The sequence below is a fragment of the Amycolatopsis coloradensis genome (assembly GCF_037997115.1).
Classification (GTDB): Bacteria; Actinomycetota; Actinomycetes; order Mycobacteriales; family Pseudonocardiaceae; genus Amycolatopsis; species Amycolatopsis coloradensis_A.
The window spans coordinates 9025369-9051594 of sequence record NZ_CP150484.1; the positions used below are offsets into that span (position 1 = coordinate 9025369).

Genomic DNA, 26226 nt, shown 5'->3' on the forward strand with positions numbered 1-26226 from the left:
CTGACGACATGAGTCACCCGAACCTGGAAATCGGCTCTTGACCCGCGGCGCTGAGTCCGGTTCGATGCCGGGCGCTTTCGGAGGCGACGTATCTACGGTAGCCACTTGTGAACGCAGGCACAAAGTCACAGGTGAGCGCTGTGGTCAGTCTCTCTAGCGCGCGTTGACCGACACCGTGTGCCAGCCGGTGGCGCCGTCGGGCACGGTTCCGGCGCGCTCCGGCGTCTGCGTGTAACCCGACCGGTCCGTCGCCCGGACGGCGATCTCGTGCTGACCAGGGCCGACCTGGACCTCGGTCCACCACATCCGCCAGGTGTCCTTCGACGTCTCGGCCGACAGGACAGCCTCCTGCCACGGCCCTTGATCGACCCGGACCTCCACCTTCGCGACACCGGTGTGCTGCGCCCACGCGGTCCCGGACACCACGACCTTCCCCGCGTTCACCGCCGAGCCGGGCGCGTCGATCCGCGACTGCGTCTTCACCGGCGCCTCCTTGGCCCAACCGCGGCCGAGCCAGTACGCCTGGCGCTCCTCCCACGTGGTGATCTCCAGCTCGGTCACCCATTTCGTGGCGGACACGTAGCCGTACAGCCCGGGGATCACGATCCGCGCGGGGAAGCCGTGCTCGATCGGGAGCGGTTCACCGTCCATGCCGAGGGCGAGCATCGCGCCGCGCCGCGGGTCCAGGGCGGCTTCGACCGGGGTGCCGCAGGTCCAGCCGTCGACACTGGTCGCGAACATCTGCTCGGCGCCCGGTTTCACGCCCGCTTCGTTCAGCAGGTCGCGCAGGTCGATGCCGATCCAGCGGGCGTTGGAGATGTACGGGCCGCCGACCTCGTTGGAGACGCAGCACAGGGTTACGTCGCGTTCGATCAGCGGCCGCGAGCGCAGATCTTCATACCTATAGGTGATCTCGCGCTCGACCATGCCGCGGATCTGCAGGCTCCAGTCCTCGGTGCGGACCTGCGGGACCACCAGCGCCGTGTCGATCCGATAGAAATCCTTCGAAGGAGTGATGTACGGCGGGGTGCCGAGCTTCGCGAAGTCCGCGTCGGGCGGGATCGGCGGCGCGGTCCTCGCCGCGACGAGCCTGCCGACGGCGGCACGCGACTCCTCGGCGTTCTTCCTGGTCCCGACGATCTGACCGGTCAGCGCGGCGACACCGGCCCCGGCCGCGACGGACGCCCCGGTGATCAGCACCTTCCGCCGGTCCGGGCCCTCGCCTTCACGGTCGTCGAAGAACACCTTCGGGCGGAAGAACGAGTGCAGCCGGGTGAACACGACGAGCGCGACGACGGTGGCGATCACCGGCGCCAGCAGCGCGATCTGCCCGAGGTCGGTGCGCACGAAGACGGCCGCGACGCCCGCCGCGCCGAGGACGCCGACGATCACCTGGCCCGGCAGCGGAGTGCGGCGCGAGAGCTGCCCGGCGAGCAGCGCGAACAGCACCAGCACCACGGCGAGACCGATTTTGAGGACGAACTTGTCCCAGGTCTCCAGCGTCTGCTCGGCCCAGGCGACCACCGCGTGCGGGCTGTGGTCGATGACGAAGTTCGCGACGGCGACGAACGGCGAGGCCGTGTACCCGACGAAGCCCGCGACGAGGTGTCCCACGCCGAGAGCGGCCGCCAGTGACAGGAGCCCGGTCAGCGCGGCTTGGGGGAAGGTGAGCCTGCGTTCGTCGTCCACGACTCCATCTTCGGAGCGAAATGGCCCGAAGGTCGGTTGACCGCCCTTACGAGTGTGTTACGCCAGTGCCTTCCGGAGCCTGTCCTCTTCGACGCGCCAGTAGCCGTGCTCGGCGTCGTCGACGAGGATCACCGGCACGCGGTCGCCGTATTCGGCCCGCCATTCGGGATCGCTGTCGACGTCCTCCGCCGACCAGGCGACGCCCAGTTCGCCGCAGATCCGCTCGATGTCCTGTTCCGCGACCTCGCACAGGTGGCAACCCGTGCGGGTCATGACGGTCACGTGGTGCGCCATGCTTTCAATCCTTACCTGAGGCGCATCCTGCGCAGCTTCCCGGTGGCCGAATGCGGCAGGGACTCGGCGAACTCGACGGTGTGCGGCACCTTGTACCCGGCCAGGTGCTCCGCGCAGTGCTCGACGACCTGCTGTTCCGAGAGCGAAGCGCCGGGCGCGGGGACGACGACGGCCTTCACCGCTTCGCCGGTCCGCTCGTCGACGACGCCGACGACGCCCGCCTCGACGACCTCGTCCAGCATCGAGATCACGTTCTCGACCTCGTGCGGGAAGACGTTGAAGCCGTTGACGATGATCAGGTCGTTGGCCCGGTCCACCAGGTGCAGGTCGCCGTCGGTGTCCAGGTAGCCGACGTCGCCGGTGCGGAACCAGCCGTCCTCACCGGGGCCGTGCGCGCCGTCGGGCCAGTAACCGGAGAACAGGTTCGCACCGCGGATCGACACCAGACCGGTGCCGCCGTCCTCGTCGAAGGCGTCGCCGAGGTCGTCCGGGTCCAGCGGGACGGGCTCCGCGTCGCCGTCGCTGTCGACCAGCCGGAGCTCGACGCCGGGCAGCGGCCGCCCGACCGAACCCGGCTTCGGGTAGCCGGTGACCAGCGTCGTGGTGACCACCGGCGCGCATTCGGTGAGGCCGTAGCCCTCGTAGACGTCGAGGCCGGTGGCGCCGCGGAGCGCGGTGAGGACCTTCGGGTGCAGCGGCGCCGCGCCCGACGTCATCCGCCGGACGGTGGACAGGCCACGGCCGAGTTCCTCGGGGTCCATCGCGGCGAACTCGGCGTACATCGCGGGCACGCCGGCGATCGACGTCACCCGGAATTCGGCGCAGTCGGCCAGCGTGCGCTCGGCGAGGAAGCGTTCGGACAGGATCGCCGTCGCGCCGACCGCCGTGGTCTGCAACAGACCGGGCCCGAGGCCGTAGACGTGGAACAACGGGATGGTGATGAGCACGCGGTCGCCGTGCACGAGCGGCGCCGGGACGATGCGGCTCAGCTGGTCGAGGTTCGCCAGCAGCGCCCGATGCGACAGCATCACGCCGCGCGGCGGGCCGGTCGTGCCGGAGGTGTACGAGATGACCGCTATGTCCTCACCGGCGCCGGACTCGTCGACCGGTTCGGCTGCTCCATCCGAGGTAACAGGCGGTGAGAGGCTTGTCACTCCCTCGGGGAGCTCCTCGGAGACTTCGCGTTCGAGGACGAGCCGTGCGCCGCTGTGCTCCAGCAACCCGTTCAGCTCCGCCGCCGGCCCCTGCGGCGAGATCGGGACGACCACCGCGCCCGCCCGGAGCGCCCCGAACAGCGAGACGGCGAACGCGGCCGAAGTCGGCAGCCGCAGCGCCACCCGGTCGCCGCGCTCGATTCCCGCGTCGAGCAGGGCGCGGGCCAACGCGTGGGCGGCGTTGTCGAGCTCCGACCAGGTCAGCGCGACCCCGCCGCCGGTCTCCTGGACGGCCGCTTTGCCTGGCCACTGACGGGCAGCCTCGGCGAGCAAAGTGGGCACGCTTCCTTCGGCAACCTGCTCCGCGCTCAACTGCGAACCTCTTCCCTCGGTGAACGGCGTTGTCAGTTTGTCATCTCGGCCACCGTCATGGGGCTCACTCGCTTTCGTCGCAGTTCCGTAACCGCGGCACCGCTACCTACTTCGCGGTAACTACACGTATGCTGCTGGGCGTCGTCGAGTGGTGTTGATCACTCGATGGTGAGAAAGGGAGTCCGGACGTGCAGATCTTGCAGGCCCACGCGGCGGTGGGACATGCGGGCCGGTACTCCCTGTCCGGAACGGGAGGTGCGCCATGACTCTTCCCGCGCCGAATCCCGTCTCCATGGTGGCGGGCCACATCCTCCGCCGGAGTGGTTTCCCCGCGGCGCCGTCGCCCCGGGCGAAGGTCGACGAGGGCGACGCCGCGGCCGAAGCCGCGAAGGCCGAAGCGTGGGATCTGGTCAGCGCCGCGCAAGGCGGTGACACCTCCGCATTCGGGCGGCTCTACGACCGCTACGTCGACGTCGTCTACCGCTACGTCCTGTTCCGCCTCGGCGACCGGGACCTCGCCGAGGACGTCACCAGCGAGACGTTCCTCCGCGCGCTGCGCCGCATCACGTCGGTGAGCTACCAGGGGCGTGACGTCGGCGCCTGGTTCGTCACCATCGCGCGCAACATCATCCTCGACCACGTGAAGTCGAGCCGGTTCCGCCTCGAGGTGGTCACCGACGAGGTGGCCGAGCCCAACGGGGCGCCGATCGGGAACGTGGGTGTGCAGGCGGTCGCGGGACCCGAACAGCAGGCCATCAGCCGCGCCACCCGAGCCGAACTGCTGCGCTGCGTCGCCGAACTCGGCGACGATCAGCGCGAGTGCATCGTGCTGCGGTTCATGCAGGGGCTTTCGGTCGCCGAGACCGCGGCGATCATGAAGCGCAACGAGGGCGCCATCAAGGCCCTTCAGCACCGCGCGGTACGCCGTTTGGCACAACTTCTGCCCACCGGATTGCGTTAACCCGCCGATATACCCCCCACCACCCTCAACGGAAACGCTCCGCGTTGCGGCATCGATCTAATATTTGTGCCTCACCCGGCCTTGCCGTAACCCTTGGGCGTCCCCGCTCGTTTTCTCAGCCAGACCGGTGTCAGGACCGGGCTGAGCAGATGGAGACTTCGCCGTGGGCGTGCCGGGATGGTTCGCGCGGGAGCGGGCGGACGGTGACCGCTTCGCCGATCTTGTCGACGGCACCGAATCCCCGGACGACGACGAGTTCGCACACGAACTCGCGCTCGTCGGCGGCTTGCGCGAACTCGGCGCCGGCGGCGCCCCCGACGCGGAGACCCGGCAACGGATCCGCGACGAGATCGCCGGACGCCTCGCCGAAGCCGAAGCCGCGCCGAAGCGACGTGGCCACGCCGTCGCCAATCTCGCCGCGGCCGCCGTCGCGCTCGTGCTGGCACTCGGCGGGATCACCCTGCTGCTGTCCAAGGACGCGTTGCCGGGCGATCCGCTGTACGGCATCAAACGAGCGGGTGAATCGGCCGCGCTCGGGCTCACCTTCGACGAGCAGGACAAGGCGAAGAAGCATCTGGAGTTCGCCGCGAACCGCGTCGGCGAGCTCGACGAACTGACGCGGCAGGGCGCGCCCACCGACGCCTACTTCACCGGCCTCGCCGATTTCGAGACGGATCTGCGAGCCGGTGTCTCCCGGCTGACCGCGCTCGTCACCGATCAGGGTGGCCAGACCCGGCTCGCCGAACTCCGCGCCTGGGCGCGGCAGCAGTCCGACCGGCTCGGTCTCCAGGTCGACCAAGCCCCCGCCGAGGCGCGCGACAAGTTCGCCGCGGCCCGTGTCCTGCTCGACAAGGTCCAGGAGCGGACGACGGATCTCGGCTCGCGCCTGGTCTGCTACACGATCACCACGGGCTCTTCCGACGAACTCGGCGCGGTCCCGGCCGTCGGTGACTGCGTCCGTGACCCCGATTCCCCCCACGCGGTCCTGCCGCCGGTGACGTCTCCCCCGCCGTCGTCGGCACCGACCGGGTCACCGGCGCCGACCTCGGTGCCGCCGTCGTCGTCCGCCGTGGACACCGCGGCCCCGACCGGGCCGATCGCACCACCGACCGGAGGGACGCCACCACCCGTGGTCCCCGTCCCCGGCCCCACGAACCTGCCGCCGCTGCCGACGACCACCACCACGCCGAAGCCGCCGCTGATTTCGATTCCGCCGCTCATTCCGGGATTACCGCCGATAACCATCGGCTGACTCACCGTCGATGAGGGAGGCACCACACCCGGGGCAGCGTGGTCGGCCGCTCGCTACGCTGTGCACAGGCACCTGGGATTCCGGAGGCGGTGTGCGTGTCAGTTTGGCGGGGCAAGGATAAGAGTCAAGAGCTCGAACGACTGGCCGAGCTGGCGGGCGAGGCGTCGGCCGAGGCCGCCATGGCGACCGCGTCCGCCGAAGCACTCGAACCGCCCGCACCGCCCGCTCCGCCGGACCTGACGGCGGCCGCGTTCTTCGACGTCGACAACACCATGATGATGGGCGCGTCGATCTTCTACTTCGCCCGCGGCCTGGCCGCGCGCAAGTTCTTCACCTCCGCCGATCTGGCAGGATTCGTCTGGCAGCAGGTGAAGTTCCGCCTCGGCGGCCGGGAGAACAAAGAGGACATCAAGACCCACCGCGAGCGCGCACTGTCCTTTGTGGCCGGCCGCACCGTGCAGGAACTGACCGACATCAGCGAAGAGATCTACGACGAGCTGATGGCGGACAAGATCTGGTCCGGCACCCGGGCGCTCGCGCAGATGCATCTCGACGCCGGACAGCGCGTCTGGCTCGTCACCGCGACCCCGATCGAGCTCGCGGCCATCATCTCGCGGCGCCTCGGCCTCACCGGCGCGCTGGGCACCGTCGCGGAGACCAAGGACGGCGTCTACACCGGCCGTCTCGTCGGCGACCTGCTGCACGGCCGGGCGAAAGCCCACGCCGTCCGGGCGCTGGCGTCACGCGAAGGACTGAATCTCAAGCGCTGCACCGCGTATTCGGACTCGCAGAACGACGTCCCGATGCTGTCGGTAGTCGGGACCGCGGTCGCGGTGAACCCGGACGGCGGTCTTCGCGACGTCGCGCGGGCGCGCGGCTGGGAGATCCGCGACTTCCGGACCGGACGCAAGGCCGCGAAGATCGGCGTGCCTTCGGTGCTCGGCGTCGGTGCCGTGGCCGGTGCCGTCGCGGCGGGCATGGCCTACCGGAAGCGCTGACCTTCCACGCAATCAGTCACCTACTCGCGGCGATCGCGGCCGTGAGTAGGCGAGTCGGCGGCCGGAGCGGGCCCCGCCACGAAGGCCTGGCGCTCCCTGACCGTCCATAAGGGACGCCAATCCTGATCAAGATGCCCGATTTGGGGATTTGCGCAGATTCACGAGGGGTCGTGAGTGGTAAAGAGGGTTAGAACCGTCCTTACCCCTCACGACCCGATCCACAAGCCGTACTTTTGGACATCAATCGGTCATTCAGGGCACGGTCGGCCTGGCGCGTTCTAGCCCTTGAAGACGCTCTTCCGCTGCGAAAGGCGTTTGTACAGCGACTGCTGGATCGACTCCCGCACCTGGTCGGTCAGCGTGAACACCAGCATCGGGTCGTCCACGGCGTCCGCGTCGTAGGTGTCCGTGCGGATGGGCTCGCCGAACTCGATGCTCCACTTCGTCGGCAACGGGATCGCGCCGAGCGGGCCGAGCAGCGGGAAGAACGGTGTCACCGGGAAGTACGGCAGGCCGAGCACGCGCGCGAGGAGCTTGATGTCGCCGATCTTCGGGTAGATCTCCTCCGCGCCGATGACCGACACGGGGATGATCGGCACGCCGGTCCGCAGCGCGGCCGAAACGAAACCACCGCGGCCGAACCGCTGCAGCTTGTACCGCGAAGAGAACGGTTTCCCGATCCCCTTGAACCCCTCCGGCCAGACGCCGACGAGTTCTCCCTTGCGCAGCAAGCGTTCCGCGTCGGCGGTGCAGGCGAGTGTCTGCCCGGACTTGCGGGCGAAGGAGCCGACCAGCGGCACCTGGAACACCAGATCCGCACCGAGGCCGCGCAGATGCCTGCCACCGGGGACGTGGTCGTGCACGGCGACGGCGGTCATCAGCGCGTCGAGCGGCAACGTGCCGGAGTGGTTCGACACCAGCAGCGCGCCGCCGTCGGCGGGCAGGTTCTCGACGCCGAAGGTGTCGACACGGAACCACTTCTCGTACAGCGCGCGCAGCGGCGGCAACAGCAAGGTCTCGGTGAGCTCGGCGTCGAAGCCGAACTCGTCGACGGTGTAGTCACCGGTCAACCGGTCGCGCAGGAACCCCAGCGCCGTCCTGAGCGAGGCCGGGAGGAGATCCGCGTCGGCCGGACGGGTCCTGGCGGGCGCGACGCGCGCCGCCCCGGGGAATTCGACGACGGGCGCGTCCGCCCGGCGCTCCTGCTCCAGATGTTCTCGCGCTTCTTCCGACTCGCGAAGATCCCGTTCCGCTTCGACGGCCGGGTCCGGCTTCTCTCTGCCGGGGCCGTGCAACGGGATGACCTGCGCTTCAGCGCCGCTCACGTTTTCCGCCTCGCCTTCGTGAGAGTTTTCGGGGTCGTTCTCGTGTGGCCTGCTCACCGGTGCGCCGCCTGTCCGGTCGCCGCGGCCACCAGCACCTTGCTCGCGAACCCGGCCAGCTTGCCGCCGTCCACCACGGGACGGAGCCCGCGGCCGGAGATGTAGTCGTCGAACGCTTCCCGCGTCGTCCAGCGCGGGGTGTAGCCGAAATCTTTCTTGAGCTTCGTGTTGTCCACGACGCGGCCGAAGTTCAGCAGCCGCACCTGGTCGGCGGAGAAGTCGACCACGCGGGCTCCGCGCAGCACTTTGCCGACCGACGGCACGACACCGCTGGGCATCGGCAGCTCGACCCGTCCGGCTCGCCGGATCGCCTGCGAGAGGGTGAGTACCCCGTCCGAACCGACGTTGAACACGCCTGGCTTGTCGTTCAGGGTCGCCTGCTCGAACACCGACAGCGCGTCCGAAGCGTGGAGCAGCTGGAGCCGCGCGTCGTAGCCGAAGACGGTCGGAACGAACGGCAACGCGAAGTAGCGCGAGAGCACGGTGTCGATCTCGGGGCTGATGATGTTGGCGAACCGCAACAGCGTCGTCGTGATGTCGGGACGGCGACGGAGTAGCCCACGGACATATCCCTCCATCTCGACGGCGTCCTTCGCGTAACCGCTGGTCGAGGTGGGGATGAGTTCGGAATCCTCGGTGAAGACGGCCTGCGAGCGCGCGCCCGCGCCGTAGACGGCGGCCGTCGACTTCACCACGAGCTTGCGCACGAGCGGCGAGCGCTGGCAGGCCGCCAAGAGCCGCATCGTGCCGATGACGTTGACCTCTTTGATCGCCGTCCGGCGAGCCGGGCCGGCCGGATGCGCGGTGCACGACGCGTGCACCACGGTGTCGACCTTGGCCGTGCTGATCACCTTGGCGATCAGCGGGTTGCGGATGTCGGCACGGACGTATTCTGCGTGCCCCATCCGCTGCAGGACCGACTTCCGCGGAGGCGTGGTGTCGACGCCGATCACCCGCTCGAACTCCGGATTGTTGCCGAGTCTGGCGAGCAGCTTCCCGCCAAGGTCTCCCCCGACCCCGGTCACGAGCACGATGTTCGACGGCATAGGACTCCCTGCGGCTTTGGGCGGTTCTCGGACTTCGATCACGGGGTCCAGATGACCTTGAGCACTGGTCGATCCACCGAGTGTGCGCGTACCTGCACTCATGGGAAGCATCGCGCGGCTGCCCTTGAGATGTTACCGCTCATTAGGGGTAGTCGAGGCAGCGCTTACATGCTATTAACCAGCCGCTCGCAGAGGGGATGCACGTCTCACTCGAATGGGCGGAAACCGCCCACCAAATGGGAATGGCCCGTCCAGAAACTGGACGGGCCACTCACCGGCTGTGTCTTACTTGCCGGCCTTCCTACGCTGAACGCGCGTCCGGCGCAGCAACTTGCGGTGCTTCTTCTTCGACATGCGCTTACGGCGCTTCTTGATCACAGAGCCCATCGTGAGCGCTCCTTCCTTCGTCGTCGGTCACGCTGCCCGGCGCAGCGTCCAACGGGTGGAGCGCACAGGCACGAGCGGTCTTCCAGGGTACTCGCGCCCCGGAAGACGCCCTCGGGCGGGCACGTTCTGCCCCGCGAAACGGGCCTCAGCCCACGTCGAAGTACGCGCCCTGCAGATACTCGTGAACGGCCTTTTCGGGCACTCTGAACGACTTCCCGACGCGCACCGCGGGCAACTCGCCCGAGTGAACGAGGCGGTAGACGGTCATCTTGGAGACCCGCATCAGCGTGGCCACCTCGGCGACCGTCAGGAACTGGACCTGGCCCACTGAGGGCAGATCGTCTTTCTTGTTCGGCGGCATGATTCACCGTGTCCTTCGACACGTGTCGCGCCACGAGGCTTCCCCACCTGTGGTATCGACACGCACGTGCTCTCCTGAGAGTAGCGGGACACGTGTGGCTAAAGCGACGCGAGTCACCGAGATGGGCCCGTACGACTACGCATTCAGTCCTCTGGATGCGGTAGTCAGACGACGAACTACCGCATCCAGAGGACTAAGTGCGGGGATCGTGGGCGGCGCCCAGCTCGGTCGAGCGGTCCTTCGCGGCCTCGATGGCGGCCAGCAGCGCCGCGCGGACGCCGTGCTTCTCCAGCTCGCGGATGGCGTTGATGGTCGTCCCGGCGGGCGAGGTGACGGCTTCGCGCAGCAGCACCGGGTGTTCGTCGGATTCGGCGAGCATCTTCGCCGCCCCGACCGCCGACTGGATGATCAGCTGCCCGGCGAGCGCGCGGGGCAGGCCGAGCAGGATCCCGGCGTCGATCATGGCCTCGACCAGGTAGAAGAAGTACGCGGGACCGGAGCCGGACAGCGCCGTGACGGCGTCCTGCTGCGACTCGGGCACCTCGACGACCTGTCCGACGTGCGACAGCAGGTCCTTCACCACCGCGATGTGCTCGGCGGTCGCGTGCGCCCCCGCGGAGACCGCGCTCATCGCCTCTCCGACGAGCATCGGGGTGTTCGGCATGACCCGCACCACCGGGACGCCGTCGGCCAGCCTGCGCTCGTACAGGGCGGTCGGGAGGCCCGCGCACAGCGAGACCACCAGTGACTCCGCGCCGAGCAACGGCGCGAGCTCGTCCAGCACCGGTTCGATGTCCTGCGGTTTGACCGCGACGACCAGCACGTCGGCCCGGCGGGCGGCGTCGGCGACGGTGACCCCGTGCACGCCGTAGCGCTCGGTCAGCTCGGCCGCGCGCGCCGGGTACCGCTCGGTGAACAGCAGGTCGTCCGGGCTGTGCCCGCCGTGCAGCAGGCCCGATAGCAGGGCCTCCCCGATCTTCCCGGCACCCAGAACCGCGATCACGCTCATGCCCTCTTCCCGTACTGGGTCACGTTCCGTCGTATGAGCGGGCACTGGGTCGATGATTCGCGCGCAAGCTCGCTCATGCTCTTCAGCGTGCCAAACGGCCGTCAGCCACCGGGCGCCGGGGCAAGCGCCAGCTGCCGCGCCTGGCAGACGAGCCTGCCCTGCGAGTCGACCACGAGCGCGTCCGAGTCGAACCAGGCCTCGTGCACCGACTGGCTCTGGACGAGCACCCGCAGCCAGCCCGGCGCCGGCCGCGTGCGCAGCAACGCGGTCAGCTGCACGGTCGGCGCCCAGCCGACCCGGCCGAGGTTGTAGACCACCGGCGGGTTCACGTCGCTCGCGAGCAGGGCGAAGAACGGATCCGCGAGCCCGTGCCTCGGCCGGACCCACAGCCGGATCCTCGGCGGGTCGCCGATCCGGCCGTGCAGGTAGCCGACGCTCGCGGGGTCGAGCCGGACCTCGCAGCCCTTCGCGAGGTTGAACAGGCCTTCGGAGGTCTCACCGGTCATGGGGACCGCGCCGGGCGGCGGCTCCGCGGGCATGGCGGGGACGTCGGTCCACTCCGGACGCCGCATCGGCAGCCGCCCGGTGGTCACCCTGGCCTCGACGCAACTGCGGCCCCGCTGCTCCAGCGTGACCGCGACGACCGAGGCGCGCCTTCCGACCTTCCGGACGTCCATGCGCAGCAACACCGGCCCCACCGCCGGCGGGTGCAGGAACTCCGCGCTGATCGCGAGTGGCTCGGACGGCGGCTCGCCGCGTTCGTGGAGGAAGGTGAGGGCGGCCCTGGCCATCAAGGCCATCAGGAAGCCGCCGTGGGGGTGTCCACCGATCGACCATTCGGTCCGGAGGACCGCCGTGAAAGTGCCGTCACCCAGTGATCTCGTCGCGCACGCCGCGTCGAAGGAGGTGCTCGTTTCGTCGGCCGCGCTCACCGAGCACTGACCCAGGCCACGAGCCGATCCATCGGGGTGCGGGAGATCAACAAGCGCAGCTGGTTCACGGTCGGAACTTTACGTGTACCAGCGCCTCGAGCGCAGGGAGGAATGAATCTCCGCACCCGGAGACGATCTTTGTCACTGGCCGAGGTGAAGCCTCGCGAACAGGAGTGACTCCGCGAGGTCCCGCGACCGCCGCGCCGCGCTCGGCGACCGCCGGGTGTTGATCTCCAGCACGACCTGCCCGGAGAAATCGCAGTTCACGAGCTTTTCGAGCAGTTCGGCGCAGGGCTCGATCCCGCGTCCGGGCACCAGGTGCTCGTCCTTCGGCAGGCCCGTGCCATCCGCCAGATGGACGTGCGCGAGCCCGGAACCCATCCGTTCGGCGAGCGCGAGGGCGTCCATCCCGGCTGCCGCTGTATGGGACAGATCGAGCGTGTAGTGGCGAAACCCTACGTCCGTAGGGTCGATCGACGGCCGGAAGGCCGACACGCGCGACGTCCGCGAGCCGCCGGGCGGCCGGACCTTGAACATGTTCTCGACCGCGATCTCGATCCCGCTGGCTTCTTCGAGCTCGTCGACGAGGTCGCCGAACGCGTCGCCGTAGCGGCGCTGCCACCGGAACGGCGGATGCACCACGACCGTGCGCGCGCCGAGCTCCTGCGCCGCGTCCACGGACATCCGCAGGCGCACCTCGGGATCCGGCGACCACACGCGCTGGGTGATCAGCAGCGAAGGCGAGTGGATCGACAGCACCGGCACACCGGTACGGCGCGACCAGCGGCGCAGCGCGGAGATGTCCTGGCTGACCGGGTCCGCCCAGACCATCACCTCGACACCGTCGTAACCGAGGTCGGCGGCCAGCTCGAACGCCGCGCCCGCCCGCAACGGCCAGACGGACGCCGTCGAGAGGCCTACCGGAATCTGCTGAACCATTCCGGCATCCTTCCCGAGGCCGCTAACGCGCCACCAGCAGGAGTGCGGCCGGTGAGACCGTCACCACCAGTCCGACCAGTACCGCGAGCACCAGGGTCTGGAGATCCTCCGCCTTGCGGATCTTCCGGACGATCCACACCAGCGCGACGATCACCAGCAGCGCGGCGACCAGCGCGGCGGCGGGGATGTTCACCCACAGCCAGTTGAAGCCCAGCCAGACACCGGCGCCGCCGACGACGCCGAGGGCGAGCTGGCCGGCCAGCGCCAGCCACTGCTTCCCCGGCGAGACCTTCTCGGCGGGCGCCGCGGGCTCGTCGTCCTCGACGACGTCGTCGACGCTGTCGTCGTAGTCGTCCTCGTAGTCGTCGGCGCGGTAGCTGTAGTCGTCGCGGCCGAAGTCCGGGCCACCGTCCGGGTACGCCGGGTCGGCGAACTCGCGCTCGTACTCGTCGAGGTTGTCCTGCCGGTCGCGGTCGTCGAGCGAATGCGGCGGCACGAAGGGCATCGGCGCCGGATGCCCCATGGTGGGCGGACCGGCGTCGAACGGGTCCGGCTCGGGGTCGGCGTCCGCTTCGACGGGCGCGACCGGGGGCGGCACCGGCGGGATCCCGCCGATTTCGGTGTCCTCGGACTGCACCTTCTGCCTGCGCTTGCGCCATCCGGCGAGGCCGGCGGGCGGCGCCGGAGGCTCGACGGACGCGGGGGCCTCGGGTTCGGCCGCTGCTTCGTCACCGACCGCGGCGAACTGTTCGGTGCTCGGCTCGGCCTTCGGCTGGGGCGGGCGCGCCGCGGGACGGCGGCGCCGCGCCGGCTGGGCGGGCGGCGTCGCGAACGCGCCGCTCGCCATCGGGCCCGGCTGGTCCTGCACGTCTTCGGCCGGGGCGTCGAGGCCGCCGTCGAGCCTCGCCGACAGCCCCGAAGACGGGGGTCCGGCGGGCGGCTCCGGGCGACGGCGGACCGGCGGCATCGCGCCGCGGGTCTCCTCCGGACGCGGGCGGCCACGCGGGGGCAGGCCCTCTGAGTCCGGCGGGCGCTGCTGGTAACCGGACTGCTCCTGCGGCGGAGCCGGCCGGACGAACTGACCGGACTGCTGCGGGGGACGCTGCTGATAACCGCTCTGCTCCTGCGGCGGAGCCGGCCGCGGGAATTGACCCGACTGCTGCGGCGGACGCTGCTGATAACCGCTCTGCTCCTGCGGCGGGCGCACCGGCGGCGTCTGCCGGGTCGGGGTGGACGCGACGTCCGGCGGCACCGGCAGCGGCGCGGAATCCTGCTGCGGCTGCGGAAGCGGACGCGCGCCGGAATCTTGCGGGCGCGAGCGGCGTGGCGGACGGTTGGCAGGCGGCGGGGTGTCGCCGGACACCCTGTCGATGATCGCCTGCGGCGCCGTATCGCTCGGGGACGGCGCCCGCCGCCCGCGAGTGGGCTCGGGAGCCTCGTCGTCGTCGGCCGCGCGGCGTCGCCTGCGGCGCCCGCCCTCGGGCTGGGCTCCGTGCTGCGCGAGCAGCTCCGCCACGGTCTTCTGTGGCTGGCCGCTCTCTGTCTCGTCCGTCATACCGTGCAGTCCAATGCGCGCTCAAGCCGTTGCGAACCGGCACGCGACGGGGCATCGGCGGCGTCGCGCGCGCTGTCCACCGTCATCCGCATTTCCGTCACCTCTTCACCGTGCCCGTTCTCCGTCGACTAAGTCCAGTCGGGCGCTGCCGCCCACAGTCTCGTCCGCACCGTTCGAATGGTCCAGCCGTCGAAGGATGACACCTTCTCGCAGCGCCCACGGACAGATCTCCAGTTCTTCCAGGGAAAGCGCCCGCATGGTGGCTTGTGCGACGAGCGCGCCCGCCACCAGCTGATGCGACCTGCTCGCGCTGACCCCCTCGAGTTGTGCCAGGTCAGGGGCGGTCATCCGGGAGATGAACGCGATGAGCTGGCGCAACGCGGTGTCGGTCAGGGTACGGCGCACATGCGGCCCGCCGGCCGACGGCGCCGCTCCGGTCAGCCGGGCTAGCGACCGGAACGTCTTCGACGTCGCCACGACCCGATCGGGTTCACCCAATTTGGCGACCTTCTTCGCGAGCGGGGCGAGTTGTTCTTCCAGCCACGCCGAAGTCGCGATGAGCTCCGACCGGGTGGGCGGGTCGTGCTGGAACCGCGTCCGGGTGGTCCGGCCCGCGCCCAACGGCAGCGATTCGGCCAGATCCGGCTCCTCGTCGCGGCCCATCGCGACCTCCAGGGAGCCGCCGCCGATGTCGAGCACCAGCAGCTTTCCCGCCGACCAGCCGAACCAGCGGCGGACGGCGAGGAAGGTGAGCCGGGATTCGTCGATCCCGGAAAGCACCTGTAGTTCGACGCCGGTCTGCTCCTGGACCTTCGCCAGCACCTTCGGGGCGTTCTTGGCTTCGCGGACCGCGGAGGTGGCGAACGCCATGACCTCTTCGCAGCCGAGCCGAGCCGCGGCCGCTTTCGCCGATTCGACCGCACGCACGAGGCTGTCCGCGCCCGCGCGGCTCAGGTCGCCGTTGCGGGTGATCTGCTCGGCGAGCCGGAGGACGGCCTTTTCGGAATGCATCGGGGTCGGGTGGGCGCCACGGTGGGCGTCGACCACGAGCAGGTGGACGGTGTTGGAACCGACGTCGAGTACCCCTAGGCGCACGAGCGTCTACGGTACCCGCCCCCACATCAGGTCACGAAACCGTAACCGTGATCTGTATCGCAGGGGCCGGGGCTGAAGGGGACTTTCCCCGCATGCGATGAGAGGAAAGCGTCCTTCACCGCGTCTTATGCGGGGAAAGTCCCCTTCGGCTCACGTCTCGAACTTGTAGCCCAGGCCACGCACCGTGACCAGGTGCCGGGGCGAGCCCGGGTCCGGCTCGATCTTCGAGCGCAGGCGCTTCACGTGGACGTCGAGCGTCTTGGTGTCGCCGACGTAGTCCGCACCCCACACCCGGTCGATCAGCTGCCCGCGGGTGAGCACGCGGCCCACGTTGCGCAGCAGGTACTCGAGCAGGTCGAACTCCTTCAGCGGCAAGGAGACCTCCTGGCCGTCGACGGTCACCACGTGCCGCTCGACGTCCATCCGCACCGGCCCGGCCGCCAGCACCAGAGGCGCCAGATCGCCTTCGGAGCCCGGCTCGCCACCGCGGCGCAGCACCGCTCGCACCCGCGCGATGAGCTCACGGGCCGAGTACGGCTTGGTGACGTAGTCGTCGGCGCCGAGTTCCAGGCCGACGACCTTGTCGATCTCGCTGTCGCGCGCGGTCACCATGATCACCGGTACGGCGGAACGCTGCCTGAGCTGCTTGCAGACGTCGGTGCCGCTCATCCCGGGGAGCATGAGATCGAGCAGGACGATGTCGGCGCCGTTGCGGTCGAACTCCTCGAGTGCCTGCTGCCCCGTCACGGCGACGGCGGCGGTGAAGCCCTCTTTGCGGAGCAAGAACGCGAGCGGGTCGGCGAACGACTCTTCGTCCTCGACGATGAGAACCCTCGTCACAGGTTTCCTCCATGGTCGGGGCTTTCTTGCCCTGTTGCCACGAGACGGGGTGTCCGCTCGGGGGTCTTCTCCGGCCGGGACACCGGCGGAGCCTGTTTCGCGGGCGCGGCCGGTTCGGCGGGGATGTGCGCGGGGATCCGCAGCGTGAAGGTCGACCCGGTGCCGGGACGGCTCCACAGGCCGACCGAACCGCCGTGGTTGGCGGCCACGTGCTTGACGATCGCCAGCCCCAGCCCGGTGCCGCCGGTCGCCCGCGACCGTGCCTTGTCCGCGCGGTAGAACCGCTCGAAGACGCGCTGCTGCTCGTCCTCCGCGATACCGATGCCGCGGTCGGTCACCGCGATCTCGACCTTCCCGTCGACCAGCCGCCTGCTGATCGACACCGGGCTGCCCGGCTGTGAGTACGCGACGGCGTTCTCCAGCAGGTTCGACAGCGCGGTGACCATCAGCGTCCGGTCGCCCTCGATGAGGAGCCCGCTGGCCGCGTCGGTGGTGATGGTGATCTCGGCGGATTCCGCCGAAAGCGTCGTCCTGCCGAGCGCCTCGCGGACGACGGCGTCGACCTCGACGACGTTCAGGTCGGGCAGCCGCTCGGCGCCTTGGAGCCGCGAGAGCGCGATCAGTTCGGTGACGAGCTGGCCGAGCCGCGTCGATTCGCGGAGGATCTTGCCGCCGAAGCGGCGGACCTCCTCGGTGTCTTCCGCGGCGTCGAGGACGGCCTCGGTGAGCAGCGCGATCGCGCCGACCGGCGTCTTCAGCTCGTGGCTGACGTTCGCGACGAAGTCCCGCCGGACGGCTTCCAGGCGGATCGCCTCGGAGTGGTCGACGGCCTCGACCACGGTGAACCCGTCGCCGAGCGGGCGGACCTCGCCGAGGACGGCCTCGGGCTGACGCCCCCTCGCCTCCAGCGGGGAGAGGTCGATCTCCATCGGTTCGTCGGTCTCGACCACCTGCTCGGCGGCCTTGCGGGCCCGCGGATCGGCCTGGTTGACCTTCACCAGCCCGAGCTCGTAGGCACGCGGGTTGTGCAGGACCATGTCGCCGAACTTGTTGAGCACGACGACGCCGTTGTTGCTGGACCGCACGAGGCGTTCGAGCAGTTCGGCCACGGTGGGGCCGGTCGGTCGCCGCTCCTCGCGGCGGGTGCGGCCCCTCGCGATCAGGAAGCCGAAAACCACACCGACGATCAGTCCGCCGACGGCCATGGCGAGTGCAACAGGCGTGGTCACAGTGGAATCGTAAGCGCGTGGGTAGTCTTTTGGCCTAGTCCCCGCCGCGTACTCGTGATGCCTATGACACCTGGGGACACCCTGTTCGCCTGCAGGTCAGACCTCGTTCACGTGGCCGAGACCTCCCGGGTGAGACGGGTCACCCGAAGCGGGGACATCGGCGACGGCTCGTGCCCGGATTCCGACTTTCGTCGTGACCATCCGAACCGTGTTCCGCCCACTCACCGGCGAATAGCGACGTTCCCGTCACGGCTGCCGGGGAATGTTGGAAGACTGTCGCCGTGGAACTCGTCAGTGACATCTCCCTGATTCGCGGAGAAGAAGAGTTGTTCGACCGGACGGCTCATCTGTTCGTCGCGGCGAACGACATCGCGTGCGCGGCCGACGACCTCTACACCTGGGCGCTTTCCCGGCCGTCGCTCACGCGGCAGGGTGAGCGGCTGGTGCGCGACAAGCGGATCCGCAAGCTGTACCGCCCCGGTGTCCTGCTGAACGAGCAGACCGCGCGGCACCTGCACCACCTGTCCGAACTCGGCGCGCAGATCCGGATCGGCACCGAGGAGATCAACGAGACGATCCTGCTCGACGAGCGGGTCGCGATCATGGCCGGAGACGAGGGCAAGGCGGTGCGCTCGTACAGCGTCATCTCGCGCCCCGAGCTGGTGCAGGGCATCCTGTCGCTGTTCGAAACCGCTTGGCTGGCGTCCACCACCCTGGAGACGTTCGACGCGCGGTTCGCCGACATCCGGATGGAGGCACCGCAGATTCTCGAGTTCCTGACCACCGGCTGCAAGGACGACAAGGCCGCGAAGAGCCTCGGCATGGGCGTGCGCACCTATCAGCGCCGCGTCTCGGAACTGCTGGTCGCGCTCGGTGTGACGTCGCGGCTCCAGGTCGACGCGCGGGCGCGGGAACTCGGCCTCCTGTGAAGCGATGGGCGGGACTCGCGGTACTGCTCGCGCTCGCGGGCTGCACCACCGCGGTCTCCGGTACCGCCCGGCCCGAGCCGGAAACCCCGCCCTCGAACCTCGCGCTGGTCGACCCGGCGCGGACGGCCGCGGTGCTCACGGCGGTGAAGACGGCCACCGAAGCGGTGTTCTCCTACGACAGCGCGGCCGTGCCCGCCTACGAGAAGGCGATCGCCGGCAACCTGACGCCGGGCGCGCGCGACGAGCTGGCGAAGCTGTTCGCCGAGGTCCGGAAATCGGCGGAACCGATCAAACTCGTGACGAGGGTGATCGTCTCGGCCGCGGTCGAGGAGACGCCGGACAAGGCGCGGGTGCTGACGGTGCTCGACCAGAGCAGCACCAGGGCGGGCGCCACCAGCAAGGGCATCGCGTCGGTGCTGCTCACGACCGTGCGCGAAGGCGACCGCTGGCGGATCGGGAAGGTCGAGGTGAACCCGTCCGCGCCCTCGCCCGCGGCGGAGAAACCGGGCGCCGGCGACCGGGTGTTCGCGAGGGTGCGGGATTCCGCCCGCGACGGCGCCCTCCGCGCCGCGGAAGCCCTGCTGAACGTGGACCCGGCCGACCCCGAAGGCACGTACGCCCGCTACGAGTCGGTGTCCACCGGACCGTTGCTGACCCAGTTCCGGCAGGACAAGGCGGCGCGGCTGAACCAGATCCGGTCCGGGGGCACGAAGGCGTCGCCGGCGCCGAACCCGGCCGCCGCGGTCATGGAGATCGTGGACGACAAGGCGAGCGTGCTGCTCTTCGCGACGACGGACGTCACGGACGCGGCCGGGCAGGTGACGAAGCGGTACCTGCCGATCGTCCTGCGCCTCCAGCGGCTGCCCGAGGGATGGAAGGCCGCGGGAGTCGAATCGGTCCAGCCCCTGCCCTGACGCAATTCGTCCTCTGAATGCGGTGGTTCGAGAGCGAACTACCGCATTCAGAGGACGAAATGCGTGGGTCTAGCGGCCCTGGTTCGCCACGGCGGCCGCGGCTTCCTTGGCGGCCTCCGGGTCCAGGTAGGTCCCGCCGGCGGTGACCGGCTTGAGGTCTTCGGTGAGGTCGTAACGCAGCGGGATGCCGGTCGGGATGTTGAGCCCGGCGATCGCGTCGTCGGAGATGCCGTCGAGATGCTTCACCAGTGCCCGCAGCGAGTTGCCGTGCGCGGCGACCAGCACGGTCTTGCCCGCGCGCAGATCCGGCACGATCGCGGACTCCCAGTACGGAAGCAGCCGCGCGACGACGTCCTTGAGGCATTCGGTCAGCGGGGCGGCGTCACCGAGGTCGGCGTAGCGCGCGTCGCCCACCTGGCTGAACTCGTCGGCCGGGTCGATCGGGGGCGGCGGGGTGTCGTAGGAGCGGCGCCAGAGCATGAACTGCTCCTCGCCGAACTCGTCGAGGGTCTGCTTCTTGTTCTTGCCCTGCAGCGCGCCGTAGTGCCGCTCGTTGAGGCGCCAGTCGCGTTTCACCGGGATCCAGTGCCGGTCGGCGGCGTCGAGCGCCAGGTTGGCGGTCGAGATCGCCCGGCGCATCAGCGACGTGTGCACGACGTCCGGCAGCAGACCGGACTCCGCGAGGAGCTGCCCGCCCTTGCGCGCCTCCTGCTCGCCCTGCTCGGACAGCGGCACGTCCACCCAGCCGGTGAACAGGTTTTCGGCGTTCCACGTGCTCTGCCCGTGACGCAGCAGCACCAGAGTCCCAAGCTCAGCCATGGGGTTCAGCCTGCCAGAGCGAGCGGAAGCGCCGGTCAGAGGGCCGCGCTTCGCTTTGTTTCTACGGAGAGTGCGTTACCGGTGAGTAACACCTTCACCCGTCCAGAAGACGAGTTGCCAACAAGTCCCGATCTCCGGAAATCGGACTGCACTCCGTTATCCCCATTTTCCAAGTTCACTCGAACGGAGTAACCGGTAGTCTTGTGATTACAGGTGGAGATCTGACAGGTTGACTACGTCCCGCGCGGCCGGATTCCACGCACTCCCCGGTTCGACGCGGGTGACGACCGCGACTCGTCTCCCCCCTGCCGAGTCGCGGCGCCCGCCGGCCCCGTTGGCATCCCCCTCGTCACCGGGTCCACCTTGGCGGGAACTTCAGCGGGGCGGCTCGAGATCGCGACTCCCCCCTCCCTCGAGCCGTCCCGCCTGTTCATCTTCCGGGGCTCCTCGTGAGTGGCAAGGACGGTTCTACACCGAGGCCGCCAGGCTCTACAGTGGCCGCCTTCAGCTCGCCGACCCAGAGGTCCGGCAGCTGGGCCAGCGCGGAGAAGCTCGCCAGGTACGCGCCCGGCGTCCCGCCCTGGAGGACGACGTTGAAGAAATACCCGCCGAGCACACCGATGACGCTGACCATGCCGTTCAGCAGGAGCGCCACCAGCATCATCGCGAGCACACGCGGCACGATCAGCCGCTGCACCGCGGAGACGCCGAGCACCTCCATGGCGTCGATCTCCTCGCGGATGGTCCGCGCGCCGATGTCCGCGCAGACCGCGCTACCGCCGGCGCCCGCGACCAGCAGCGCCGTGACCAGCGGGCTGGCCTGCTGCACGGTGGCGAGCACCGACCCGGCGCCCGTGTAGGACTGGGCGCCGAGCTGGCGGGCGAGCGAACCGAACTGCAGCGAGATGACCGCGCCGAACGGGATCGCGACGAGCGCCGTCGGCAGGATCGTGACGCTCGCGATGAACCAGGCCTGCTGGATGAACTCCCGCAGCTGGAACGGGCGCTGGAAGATGCCACGAACGATGTCGAGGCCGAGAGCGAACAGGTTCCCGGTCTCGCGCAGCATGCCGATCCCGGGGATCTTCGCCGATGAAGCGGAAGAGCTCACGCGCCACCTGACCCCGGATCTTGTGGCCGCAAGCGGTGGTTGCCGGCTCTCCCGGGGTGCGGGATGTGGGCGACCTGGTCGTCGGGCAGCTGGCCCTGGTGGTGGTTCGGGATCGAGCTCTCGGCGGGTGCCGACCGGTGCCCGGCGGTCGCGAGGCGCTGCGGGCGGACGCCATACCGCTGCTGCTCCTCCGGGGAAAGCGACTCGATGATGCTCTGCTGCGCCTCGGGCGGCAGGCCGTGCAGGATCTGCATGACGCGGTCCTTGCGGCGGACCGCGCCCATCCGGGTCGGCACGCCGGGCGTCGGCTGCATCTGCGGCGGCACCCCGCTGACGTCCTCGACACCGCCCGCGTGGTGGCCGGCCTCGAACATCGCGCGCTCCGCGGCGAGCTGGGCCGAGTCCTTCTCCTCGCTCATGCCGATCGGGCCGTCCATCTTGCCGTTGAGGAACTGCTTGACGACCGGCTCTTCGCTGGTCAGCAGCACTTCGCGCGGGCCGAACATGACCAGTTCCTTGCGGAAGAGCATGCCCAGGTTGTCCGGGACGGTGCGGGCGAGGTTGATGTTGTGCGTGACGATCAGGAACGTCGCGTCGATCTGCGCGTTGACGTCCAGGAAGAGCTGCGAGATGTAGGTGGTGCGGACCGGGTCGAGACCGGAGTCCGGCTCGTCGACCAGGATGATCTGCGGGTCCAGCACCAGGGCGCGGGCGAGCCCGGCGCGCTTGCGCATACCGCCGGAGATCTCGCCGGGCAGCTTCTTGTCTGCGCCGTTGAGACCGGTCATCTCGAGCTTCTCGAGCACGATCCGGCGGACCTCGGTCTCCGACTTCTTCGTGTGCTCGCGCAGGGGGAACGCCACGTTGTCGTAGAGGTTCATCGAGCCGAAGAGCGCGCCGTCCTGGAACAGGACGCCGAAGAGCTTGCGCACCTCGTAGAGCTGGTGTTCGGAGCACGTCACGATGTCGACGCCGTTGATCATGCACCGGCCACGGTCCGGCTTGAGCAGACCGATCATCGACTTCAAGAAGACGGACTTACCGGTTCCGGACGGGCCGAGCATCGCCGAAACCTCGCCCGGAGGCAGGGTCAGCGTGACGTCCCGCCAGATGGCCTGCTTACCGAAGGACTTGGAAAGACCTTCGATGACCACCTCGGCACCCATCGCACCTCCAGGAGCTGTTCCGCGTCGTCGCGCACTGCCGTCCCGTGCCACTGGCCCGGGAGGACGCATGCGTTCGCGCAGCGATACCCGCGTCAACCAGGTGCAACGAGCTGAGTGCGAACAGGTTACTCACCAGTTTTCTTTTCTGGCCAGACCCGCGGGTAACTTTTCGCGCAGCCCGCCGCCTGCCCGTGCACCGCTTGCAGCACCGTAGTGCACGTCACTCCCGCGCGCAGATCCACAGCGGGCGCTGCCCAGCCCGGATCGCGATTAGGGGGCTAAACGCAGGTCAGCACCCCTGCCGCCCTCCCGCCGCGCGGATCGCGTTTAGCGGGCTAAACGCGATCCGGTGCCCTGGGCGCGCCCAGATGCTTAGCGTGGCTACGCGTCGCGATTAGGGGGCTAAACGCAGGTCGGGGCAGTTCGGCCCGATGATGCGGGTCTTGTTGCCCGTCGCGACCGCGTGCGCGCGATCTTGACCTGCTCCTCAGACGCAGACCCAGCAGTAGAGGCGGTCGCCCCTTCGACGGTGCTGCGTTAGGCGCTGACGCGCCCGAGATCACTTGATGGCGATCTTGGCGCCCGCGGCCTCGAGCTTCTCCTTGGCGGCCTCGGCGGCCTCCTTGTCGACCTTCTCCAGGAGGGCCTTGGGAGCGGCCTCGACCAGCTCCTTGGCCTCCTTCAGGCCCAGACCGGAGACGACCTCACGGACGACCTTGATGACCTGGATCTTCTTGTCACCGGCGGACTCGAGGACGACGTCGAACTCGTCCTGCTCCTCGGCGGCCGCGGCGGGGGCGGCACCCGGGGCGGCGGCGACGACGGCAGCCGGGGCGGCCGCGGTCACGTCGAAGGTGGTCTCGAATTCCTTCACGAACTCGGACAGCTCAAGAAGGGTGAGCTCCTTGAAAGCGTCGATCAGCTCGGCGGTGCTCAGCTTCGCCATGGTGGCTTTCCTCTCTGAAACGAACTAAAAGTTCGGGGGTGGGGGTGTTCAGCTCTCGGCGGGTGCTTCGGCTGCTTCGGTACCGGCGTTGCGCTGCTTCTCCTCCAGCGCGGCAGCCAGGCGGGCGACCTGGGACGCCGGCGCCTGGAACAGCGCGGCGGCCTGGGACAGCTTCGCCTTGAACGCGCCCGCCGCCTTGGCGAGTAGGACCTCACGGCTGTCGAGATCGGCGATCTTGGTGATCTCGTCCACGGACAGCGTCTTGCCGTCCATGTAGCCGCCCTTGATCACAAGCGCGTTGTTGTCCTTCGCGAAGTCGCGAAGCGCCTTCGCGGCGTCAACAGCTTCACCTTCGACGAAGGCGATCGCGGTCGGGCCGACGAACAGGTCCTCGAGACCCTCGATTCCGGCGTCCGTGGCGGCACGCTTGACGAGGGTGTTCTTCGCGACCCGGTACTTGGCATTGGTGCCGAGAGCGCGGCGCAGCTGGGACAGCTGGGACACGGAGAGGCCGGTGTACTGGGTAACGACTGTGGCCGAGCTGCTGCGGAAGCTCTCCGCGATCTCGGCGACGGCCGCCTCCTTGTCGGGCTTCGCCATGGTCGCCTCCTCTCTTGGCTAGTGGTCCACTGGCCTTGAGAGCCCTGAAACGACGAAACGCCCCAGCGCAGACAGGCGCGGGGCGTCAGGGCACACGACGACATGCGTCATGGACGAGCCTCGTTCCTCCTGCGCGGGTCGCCCGCCCTAGCGGGGCCTTCGTTCTCCAGGCCAGATGACCAGGAGAAGACCAGCGGTCTTCGGTAGAACCTTGACGAGGATACGTGACCCTGTTTCGTCCCCGGCGGCACCCCCCTGCCAAATCGCGTTTAGCCCGCTAAACGCGACCGGCGGAGTGCGCGGGAGGGCCCGCGAGGCATCATGGTGACGTGGCGGAGCAGCGTGATGACGGAAAGCCGGACAACGAGCCCGGCACGGACATCGAACCCAAGGCGGGAGGTCGGCCCGCGCCCCGGCTGGACGAGGANATCCGGGCCCGCAGGGAGACCGCGGTCGCGGACATCGAGCGCATCAACGCCCGGTTGGCGACGCTGCCCGCCTCCTGACGACTGCAATGAAGGGGCCCTTCATCGCAAATTTTGCGATGAAAGGCCCCTTCATTGCACGTGAGGCGGGGTCAGACGCGGACCAGCATCTTGCCGGTGTTCGCCCCGCCCAGCAGGTCCAGGAAGGCCTGCGGCGCGTTGCGGATACCGTCCACAATGGTCTCCGAGTACTTGAGCTTCCCGGAGGCGACCAGCGGCGCGACCTCCTTCACGAACTGCGGCTGAAGCGCGTAGTGGTCGCCGACCAGCATGCCGCGCATGGTGAACCGCTTCGCGATGATCGACGCGAGATTGCGCGGCGCCGCGGCCGGTTCGGTGTTGTTGTAGACCGAGATCATCCCGCAGATCGCCATCCGGCCGTGCAGGTTGATCGAGTCGATCGCCGCTTCGAGATGCTCGCCGCCGACGTTGTCGAAGTACACGTCGATGCCCTCGGGCGCCACCGCGCGCAGCTGCTCGACGACCGGGGCGTCCTTGTAGTTGAACGCCGCGTCGAAGCCCAGCTCGTCGGTCAGCCACTTGACCTTTTCGTCCGTGCCCGCGCTGCCGATGACCCGCTTCGCGCCCTTCAGCTTCGCCAGCTGGCCGACGACGGACCCGACGGCACCCGCCGCGCCGGACACGAAGACGGTGTCGCCCTCCTTGAACTCCGCGACTTCGAGCAGTCCGGCGTACGCGGTGAGCCCGGTCATGCCGAGGACGCCGAGGTACGCGGTGATCGGCGCGGCCTCGGGGTCGACCTTCACCGCGTGCTTCGCGGCGACGACGGCGTGCGAGCGCCAGCCAAGGCCGTGCAGCACGATGTCGCCGGGCTTGAAATCGTCCACGGTGGACTCGAGCACTTCACCGACGGCGCCGCCGTGCATGACCTTGCCGACCTCGTACGGTTCGGCGTAGGACTTCGCGCTGCTCATCCGGCCGCGCATGTACGGGTCCACGCTCAGCACCTGGTTGCGGACCAGGATCTGCCCCTCGCCCGGCACCGGGATCTCGACGTCGGCGATCTCGAAGTTCTCGAGCGTGGGGACGCCGTGCGGACGGGAGGCGAGCCGGATCTCGGTTGCGTTCACGAGGTAACTCCAAGTCTGTTGCCCAAAGCGGGGCGATCGCCCCGTATTCACGTCGGGTACAACGAGCGAACCGGGGCGGCCATTCCGGTTGTGGCGAGCACTACACGACCTCGGCGAGTTTGCCGAGCACTCCCTCGTAGATCCGCTTGAGCCCACCGGGCGCGAAGGTCTTCTCGAAGAAGCCGCCGATGCCGCCCGCGCCGTCCCAGGTCGTCTCGATGCGGACGACGCTGCCGCCCGGCACCTCGCGGACGGTCCAGGTGGTGACCATGCTGGAGTTCGCGTCGGTCTCGACGAGAGTGCCTTCGGACGGCTCGGTCACCGTCGCGGCGACGTCACGCACACGCTTCGACGTGGCCTGCAGCTTCCAGCGCGCCTTCGTGCCCGCGCCGACTCCGCCTTCGGTGACCTCGTAGTCGCGGTAGTGCTCGGTCAGCAGCTTCGGCCGGGTTTCGGCGTAGTCCGCGACGAGCGCCCTGACCTTGTCCGCCGGCGCCTCGATGGTGCGCTCCGCGATGGCCGTGACCTTTCCCATCCCACTCCCTTTCACCCGTGGTGCAACGACAGCGTCCACGATTCCACCGACGCCCGCAGCCGGAGCGGGCGCCCCTCCTCCGACTGCAATGAAGGGGCCTTTCATAGCGAAATTCGCTATGAAAGGCCCCTTCAT

At 69.2% G+C, this 26226-nt stretch carries 25 protein-coding genes and 1 pseudogene; 5 read left to right on the forward strand and 21 right to left on the reverse strand.

What is annotated here, in order from left to right:
- Nucleotides 1-153 precede the first annotated feature (153 nt).
- The 3 genes from LCL61_RS42355 to LCL61_RS42365 are packed head-to-tail and all read right to left on the reverse strand — an operon-like array spanning nt 154 to nt 3479.
- Complete coding sequence (locus LCL61_RS42355; protein ID WP_340684897.1) at nt 154-1689, reverse strand: molybdopterin-dependent oxidoreductase; 1536 nt, start codon at nt 1687-1689, stop codon at nt 154-156.
- Nucleotides 1690-1746: 57 nt separating this feature from the next.
- The gene (locus LCL61_RS42360; protein ID WP_037332991.1) at nt 1747-1983 is read right to left on the reverse strand and encodes a glutaredoxin family protein; all 237 of its coding nucleotides are present in this window, start codon (nt 1981-1983) and stop codon (nt 1747-1749) included.
- 11 nt (nt 1984-1994) lie between these two features.
- On the reverse strand, nt 1995-3479 hold the full coding sequence (locus LCL61_RS42365; protein WP_340684898.1) for an AMP-binding protein: 1485 nt from the start codon (nt 3477-3479) through the stop codon (nt 1995-1997).
- Nucleotides 3480-3771: 292 nt separating this feature from the next.
- On the opposite strand from LCL61_RS42365, the gene LCL61_RS42370 reads away from it, so the two are divergent.
- The 3 genes from LCL61_RS42370 to LCL61_RS42380 all read left to right on the forward strand — a co-directional run bounded on the left by LCL61_RS42370 (nt 3772) and on the right by LCL61_RS42380 (nt 6720).
- A complete protein-coding gene (locus tag LCL61_RS42370; protein ID WP_340684899.1) occupies nt 3772-4470 on the forward strand; it encodes a sigma-70 family RNA polymerase sigma factor in 699 nt (232 codons plus the stop codon).
- 163 nt (nt 4471-4633) lie between these two features.
- Nucleotides 4634-5722 (forward strand): DUF5667 domain-containing protein, encoded by a 1089-nt coding sequence (locus tag LCL61_RS42375; protein ID WP_340684900.1) that lies wholly within the window; start codon nt 4634-4636, stop codon nt 5720-5722.
- A 95-nt stretch (nt 5723-5817) separates the two neighbouring features.
- The gene (locus LCL61_RS42380) at nt 5818-6720 is read left to right on the forward strand and encodes an HAD family hydrolase (RefSeq protein ID WP_192747707.1); all 903 of its coding nucleotides are present in this window, start codon (nt 5818-5820) and stop codon (nt 6718-6720) included.
- A gap of 278 nt (nt 6721-6998) precedes the next feature.
- Here LCL61_RS42380 and LCL61_RS42385 read toward each other — a convergent pair whose 3' ends face one another.
- The 11 genes from LCL61_RS42385 to LCL61_RS42435 form a co-directional block, all read right to left on the reverse strand.
- Nucleotides 6999-8102 (reverse strand): lysophospholipid acyltransferase family protein, encoded by a 1104-nt coding sequence (locus tag LCL61_RS42385; protein ID WP_340684901.1) that lies wholly within the window; start codon nt 8100-8102, stop codon nt 6999-7001.
- A complete protein-coding gene (locus LCL61_RS42390) occupies nt 8099-9148 on the reverse strand; it encodes an NAD-dependent epimerase/dehydratase family protein (RefSeq protein WP_340684902.1) in 1050 nt (349 codons plus the stop codon). Before LCL61_RS42390 ends, LCL61_RS42385 begins: the two co-directional genes overlap by 4 nt.
- A 285-nt stretch (nt 9149-9433) precedes the next feature.
- Nucleotides 9434-9535 (reverse strand): 30S ribosomal protein bS22, encoded by a 102-nt coding sequence (locus tag LCL61_RS42395; protein WP_007030867.1) that lies wholly within the window; start codon nt 9533-9535, stop codon nt 9434-9436.
- 145 nt (nt 9536-9680) lie between these two features.
- Nucleotides 9681-9896 (reverse strand): helix-turn-helix domain-containing protein, encoded by a 216-nt coding sequence (locus tag LCL61_RS42400; protein ID WP_016330918.1) that lies wholly within the window; start codon nt 9894-9896, stop codon nt 9681-9683.
- Nucleotides 9897-10089: 193 nt separating this feature from the next.
- Entirely contained in the window at nt 10090-10905 is an 816-nt protein-coding gene (proC, locus tag LCL61_RS42405; RefSeq protein ID WP_340684903.1) for a pyrroline-5-carboxylate reductase, read from the reverse strand.
- Nucleotides 10906-11006: 101 nt separating this feature from the next.
- The gene (locus LCL61_RS42410; RefSeq protein WP_340684904.1) at nt 11007-11837 is read right to left on the reverse strand and encodes a thioesterase family protein; all 831 of its coding nucleotides are present in this window, start codon (nt 11835-11837) and stop codon (nt 11007-11009) included.
- A 141-nt stretch (nt 11838-11978) separates the two neighbouring features.
- The gene (locus LCL61_RS42415) at nt 11979-12776 is read right to left on the reverse strand and encodes a sugar phosphate isomerase/epimerase family protein (RefSeq protein WP_340684905.1); all 798 of its coding nucleotides are present in this window, start codon (nt 12774-12776) and stop codon (nt 11979-11981) included.
- A 22-nt stretch (nt 12777-12798) separates the two neighbouring features.
- Nucleotides 12799-14331 (reverse strand): hypothetical protein, encoded by a 1533-nt coding sequence (locus tag LCL61_RS42420; RefSeq protein WP_340684906.1) that lies wholly within the window; start codon nt 14329-14331, stop codon nt 12799-12801.
- Nucleotides 14332-14436: 105 nt separating this feature from the next.
- A complete protein-coding gene (locus LCL61_RS42425; RefSeq protein WP_340684907.1) occupies nt 14437-15426 on the reverse strand; it encodes a Ppx/GppA phosphatase family protein in 990 nt (329 codons plus the stop codon).
- A 150-nt stretch (nt 15427-15576) separates the two neighbouring features.
- On the reverse strand, nt 15577-16266 hold the full coding sequence (locus LCL61_RS42430; protein ID WP_034310560.1) for a response regulator transcription factor: 690 nt from the start codon (nt 16264-16266) through the stop codon (nt 15577-15579).
- Entirely contained in the window at nt 16263-17495 is a 1233-nt protein-coding gene (locus LCL61_RS42435; RefSeq protein WP_340684908.1) for a sensor histidine kinase, read from the reverse strand. Before LCL61_RS42435 ends, LCL61_RS42430 begins: the two co-directional genes overlap by 4 nt.
- A gap of 281 nt (nt 17496-17776) precedes the next feature.
- Between LCL61_RS42435 and LCL61_RS42440 the strand changes: the two genes are divergently transcribed.
- Together LCL61_RS42440 and LCL61_RS42445 are read left to right on the forward strand one after the other, a co-directional pair.
- Nucleotides 17777-18424 carry a DNA-binding response regulator gene (locus LCL61_RS42440; RefSeq protein ID WP_340684909.1) on the forward strand — a complete coding sequence of 216 codons (648 nt, stop codon included), beginning with the start codon at nt 17777-17779 and terminating at the stop codon, nt 18422-18424.
- On the forward strand, nt 18421-19338 hold the full coding sequence (locus LCL61_RS42445; RefSeq protein ID WP_340684910.1) for a hypothetical protein: 918 nt from the start codon (nt 18421-18423) through the stop codon (nt 19336-19338). The genes LCL61_RS42440 and LCL61_RS42445 overlap by 4 nt, the downstream gene beginning before the upstream one ends.
- A 69-nt stretch (nt 19339-19407) precedes the next feature.
- Here LCL61_RS42445 and LCL61_RS42450 read toward each other — a convergent pair whose 3' ends face one another.
- From LCL61_RS42450 to LCL61_RS42480, 7 genes and pseudogenes are all read right to left on the reverse strand, one after another.
- Nucleotides 19408-20157, reverse strand: a complete 750-nt coding sequence (locus LCL61_RS42450) for a phosphoglyceromutase (RefSeq protein ID WP_034310552.1) — start codon at nt 20155-20157, stop codon at nt 19408-19410.
- Between the two features lie 499 nt (nt 20158-20656).
- Nucleotides 20657-21226 (reverse strand): annotated as a pseudogene (locus LCL61_RS42455) (MlaE family ABC transporter permease); the annotation flags it as partial.
- A gap of 38 nt (nt 21227-21264) precedes the next feature.
- Complete coding sequence (locus LCL61_RS42460) at nt 21265-22434, reverse strand: ABC transporter ATP-binding protein (protein ID WP_125691114.1); 1170 nt, start codon at nt 22432-22434, stop codon at nt 21265-21267.
- A 559-nt stretch (nt 22435-22993) separates the two neighbouring features.
- On the reverse strand, nt 22994-23380 hold the full coding sequence (rplL, locus tag LCL61_RS42465; protein WP_037332742.1) for a 50S ribosomal protein L7/L12: 387 nt from the start codon (nt 23378-23380) through the stop codon (nt 22994-22996).
- A gap of 48 nt (nt 23381-23428) precedes the next feature.
- Nucleotides 23429-23980 carry a 50S ribosomal protein L10 gene (gene rplJ / locus LCL61_RS42470; RefSeq protein WP_034304192.1) on the reverse strand — a complete coding sequence of 184 codons (552 nt, stop codon included), beginning with the start codon at nt 23978-23980 and terminating at the stop codon, nt 23429-23431.
- A 577-nt stretch (nt 23981-24557) separates the two neighbouring features.
- Complete coding sequence (locus tag LCL61_RS42475) at nt 24558-25556, reverse strand: NADP-dependent oxidoreductase (protein ID WP_340684911.1); 999 nt, start codon at nt 25554-25556, stop codon at nt 24558-24560.
- A gap of 100 nt (nt 25557-25656) precedes the next feature.
- Nucleotides 25657-26091 carry an SRPBCC family protein gene (locus LCL61_RS42480; RefSeq protein ID WP_340684912.1) on the reverse strand — a complete coding sequence of 145 codons (435 nt, stop codon included), beginning with the start codon at nt 26089-26091 and terminating at the stop codon, nt 25657-25659.
- Nucleotides 26092-26226: the final 135 nt, after the last annotated feature.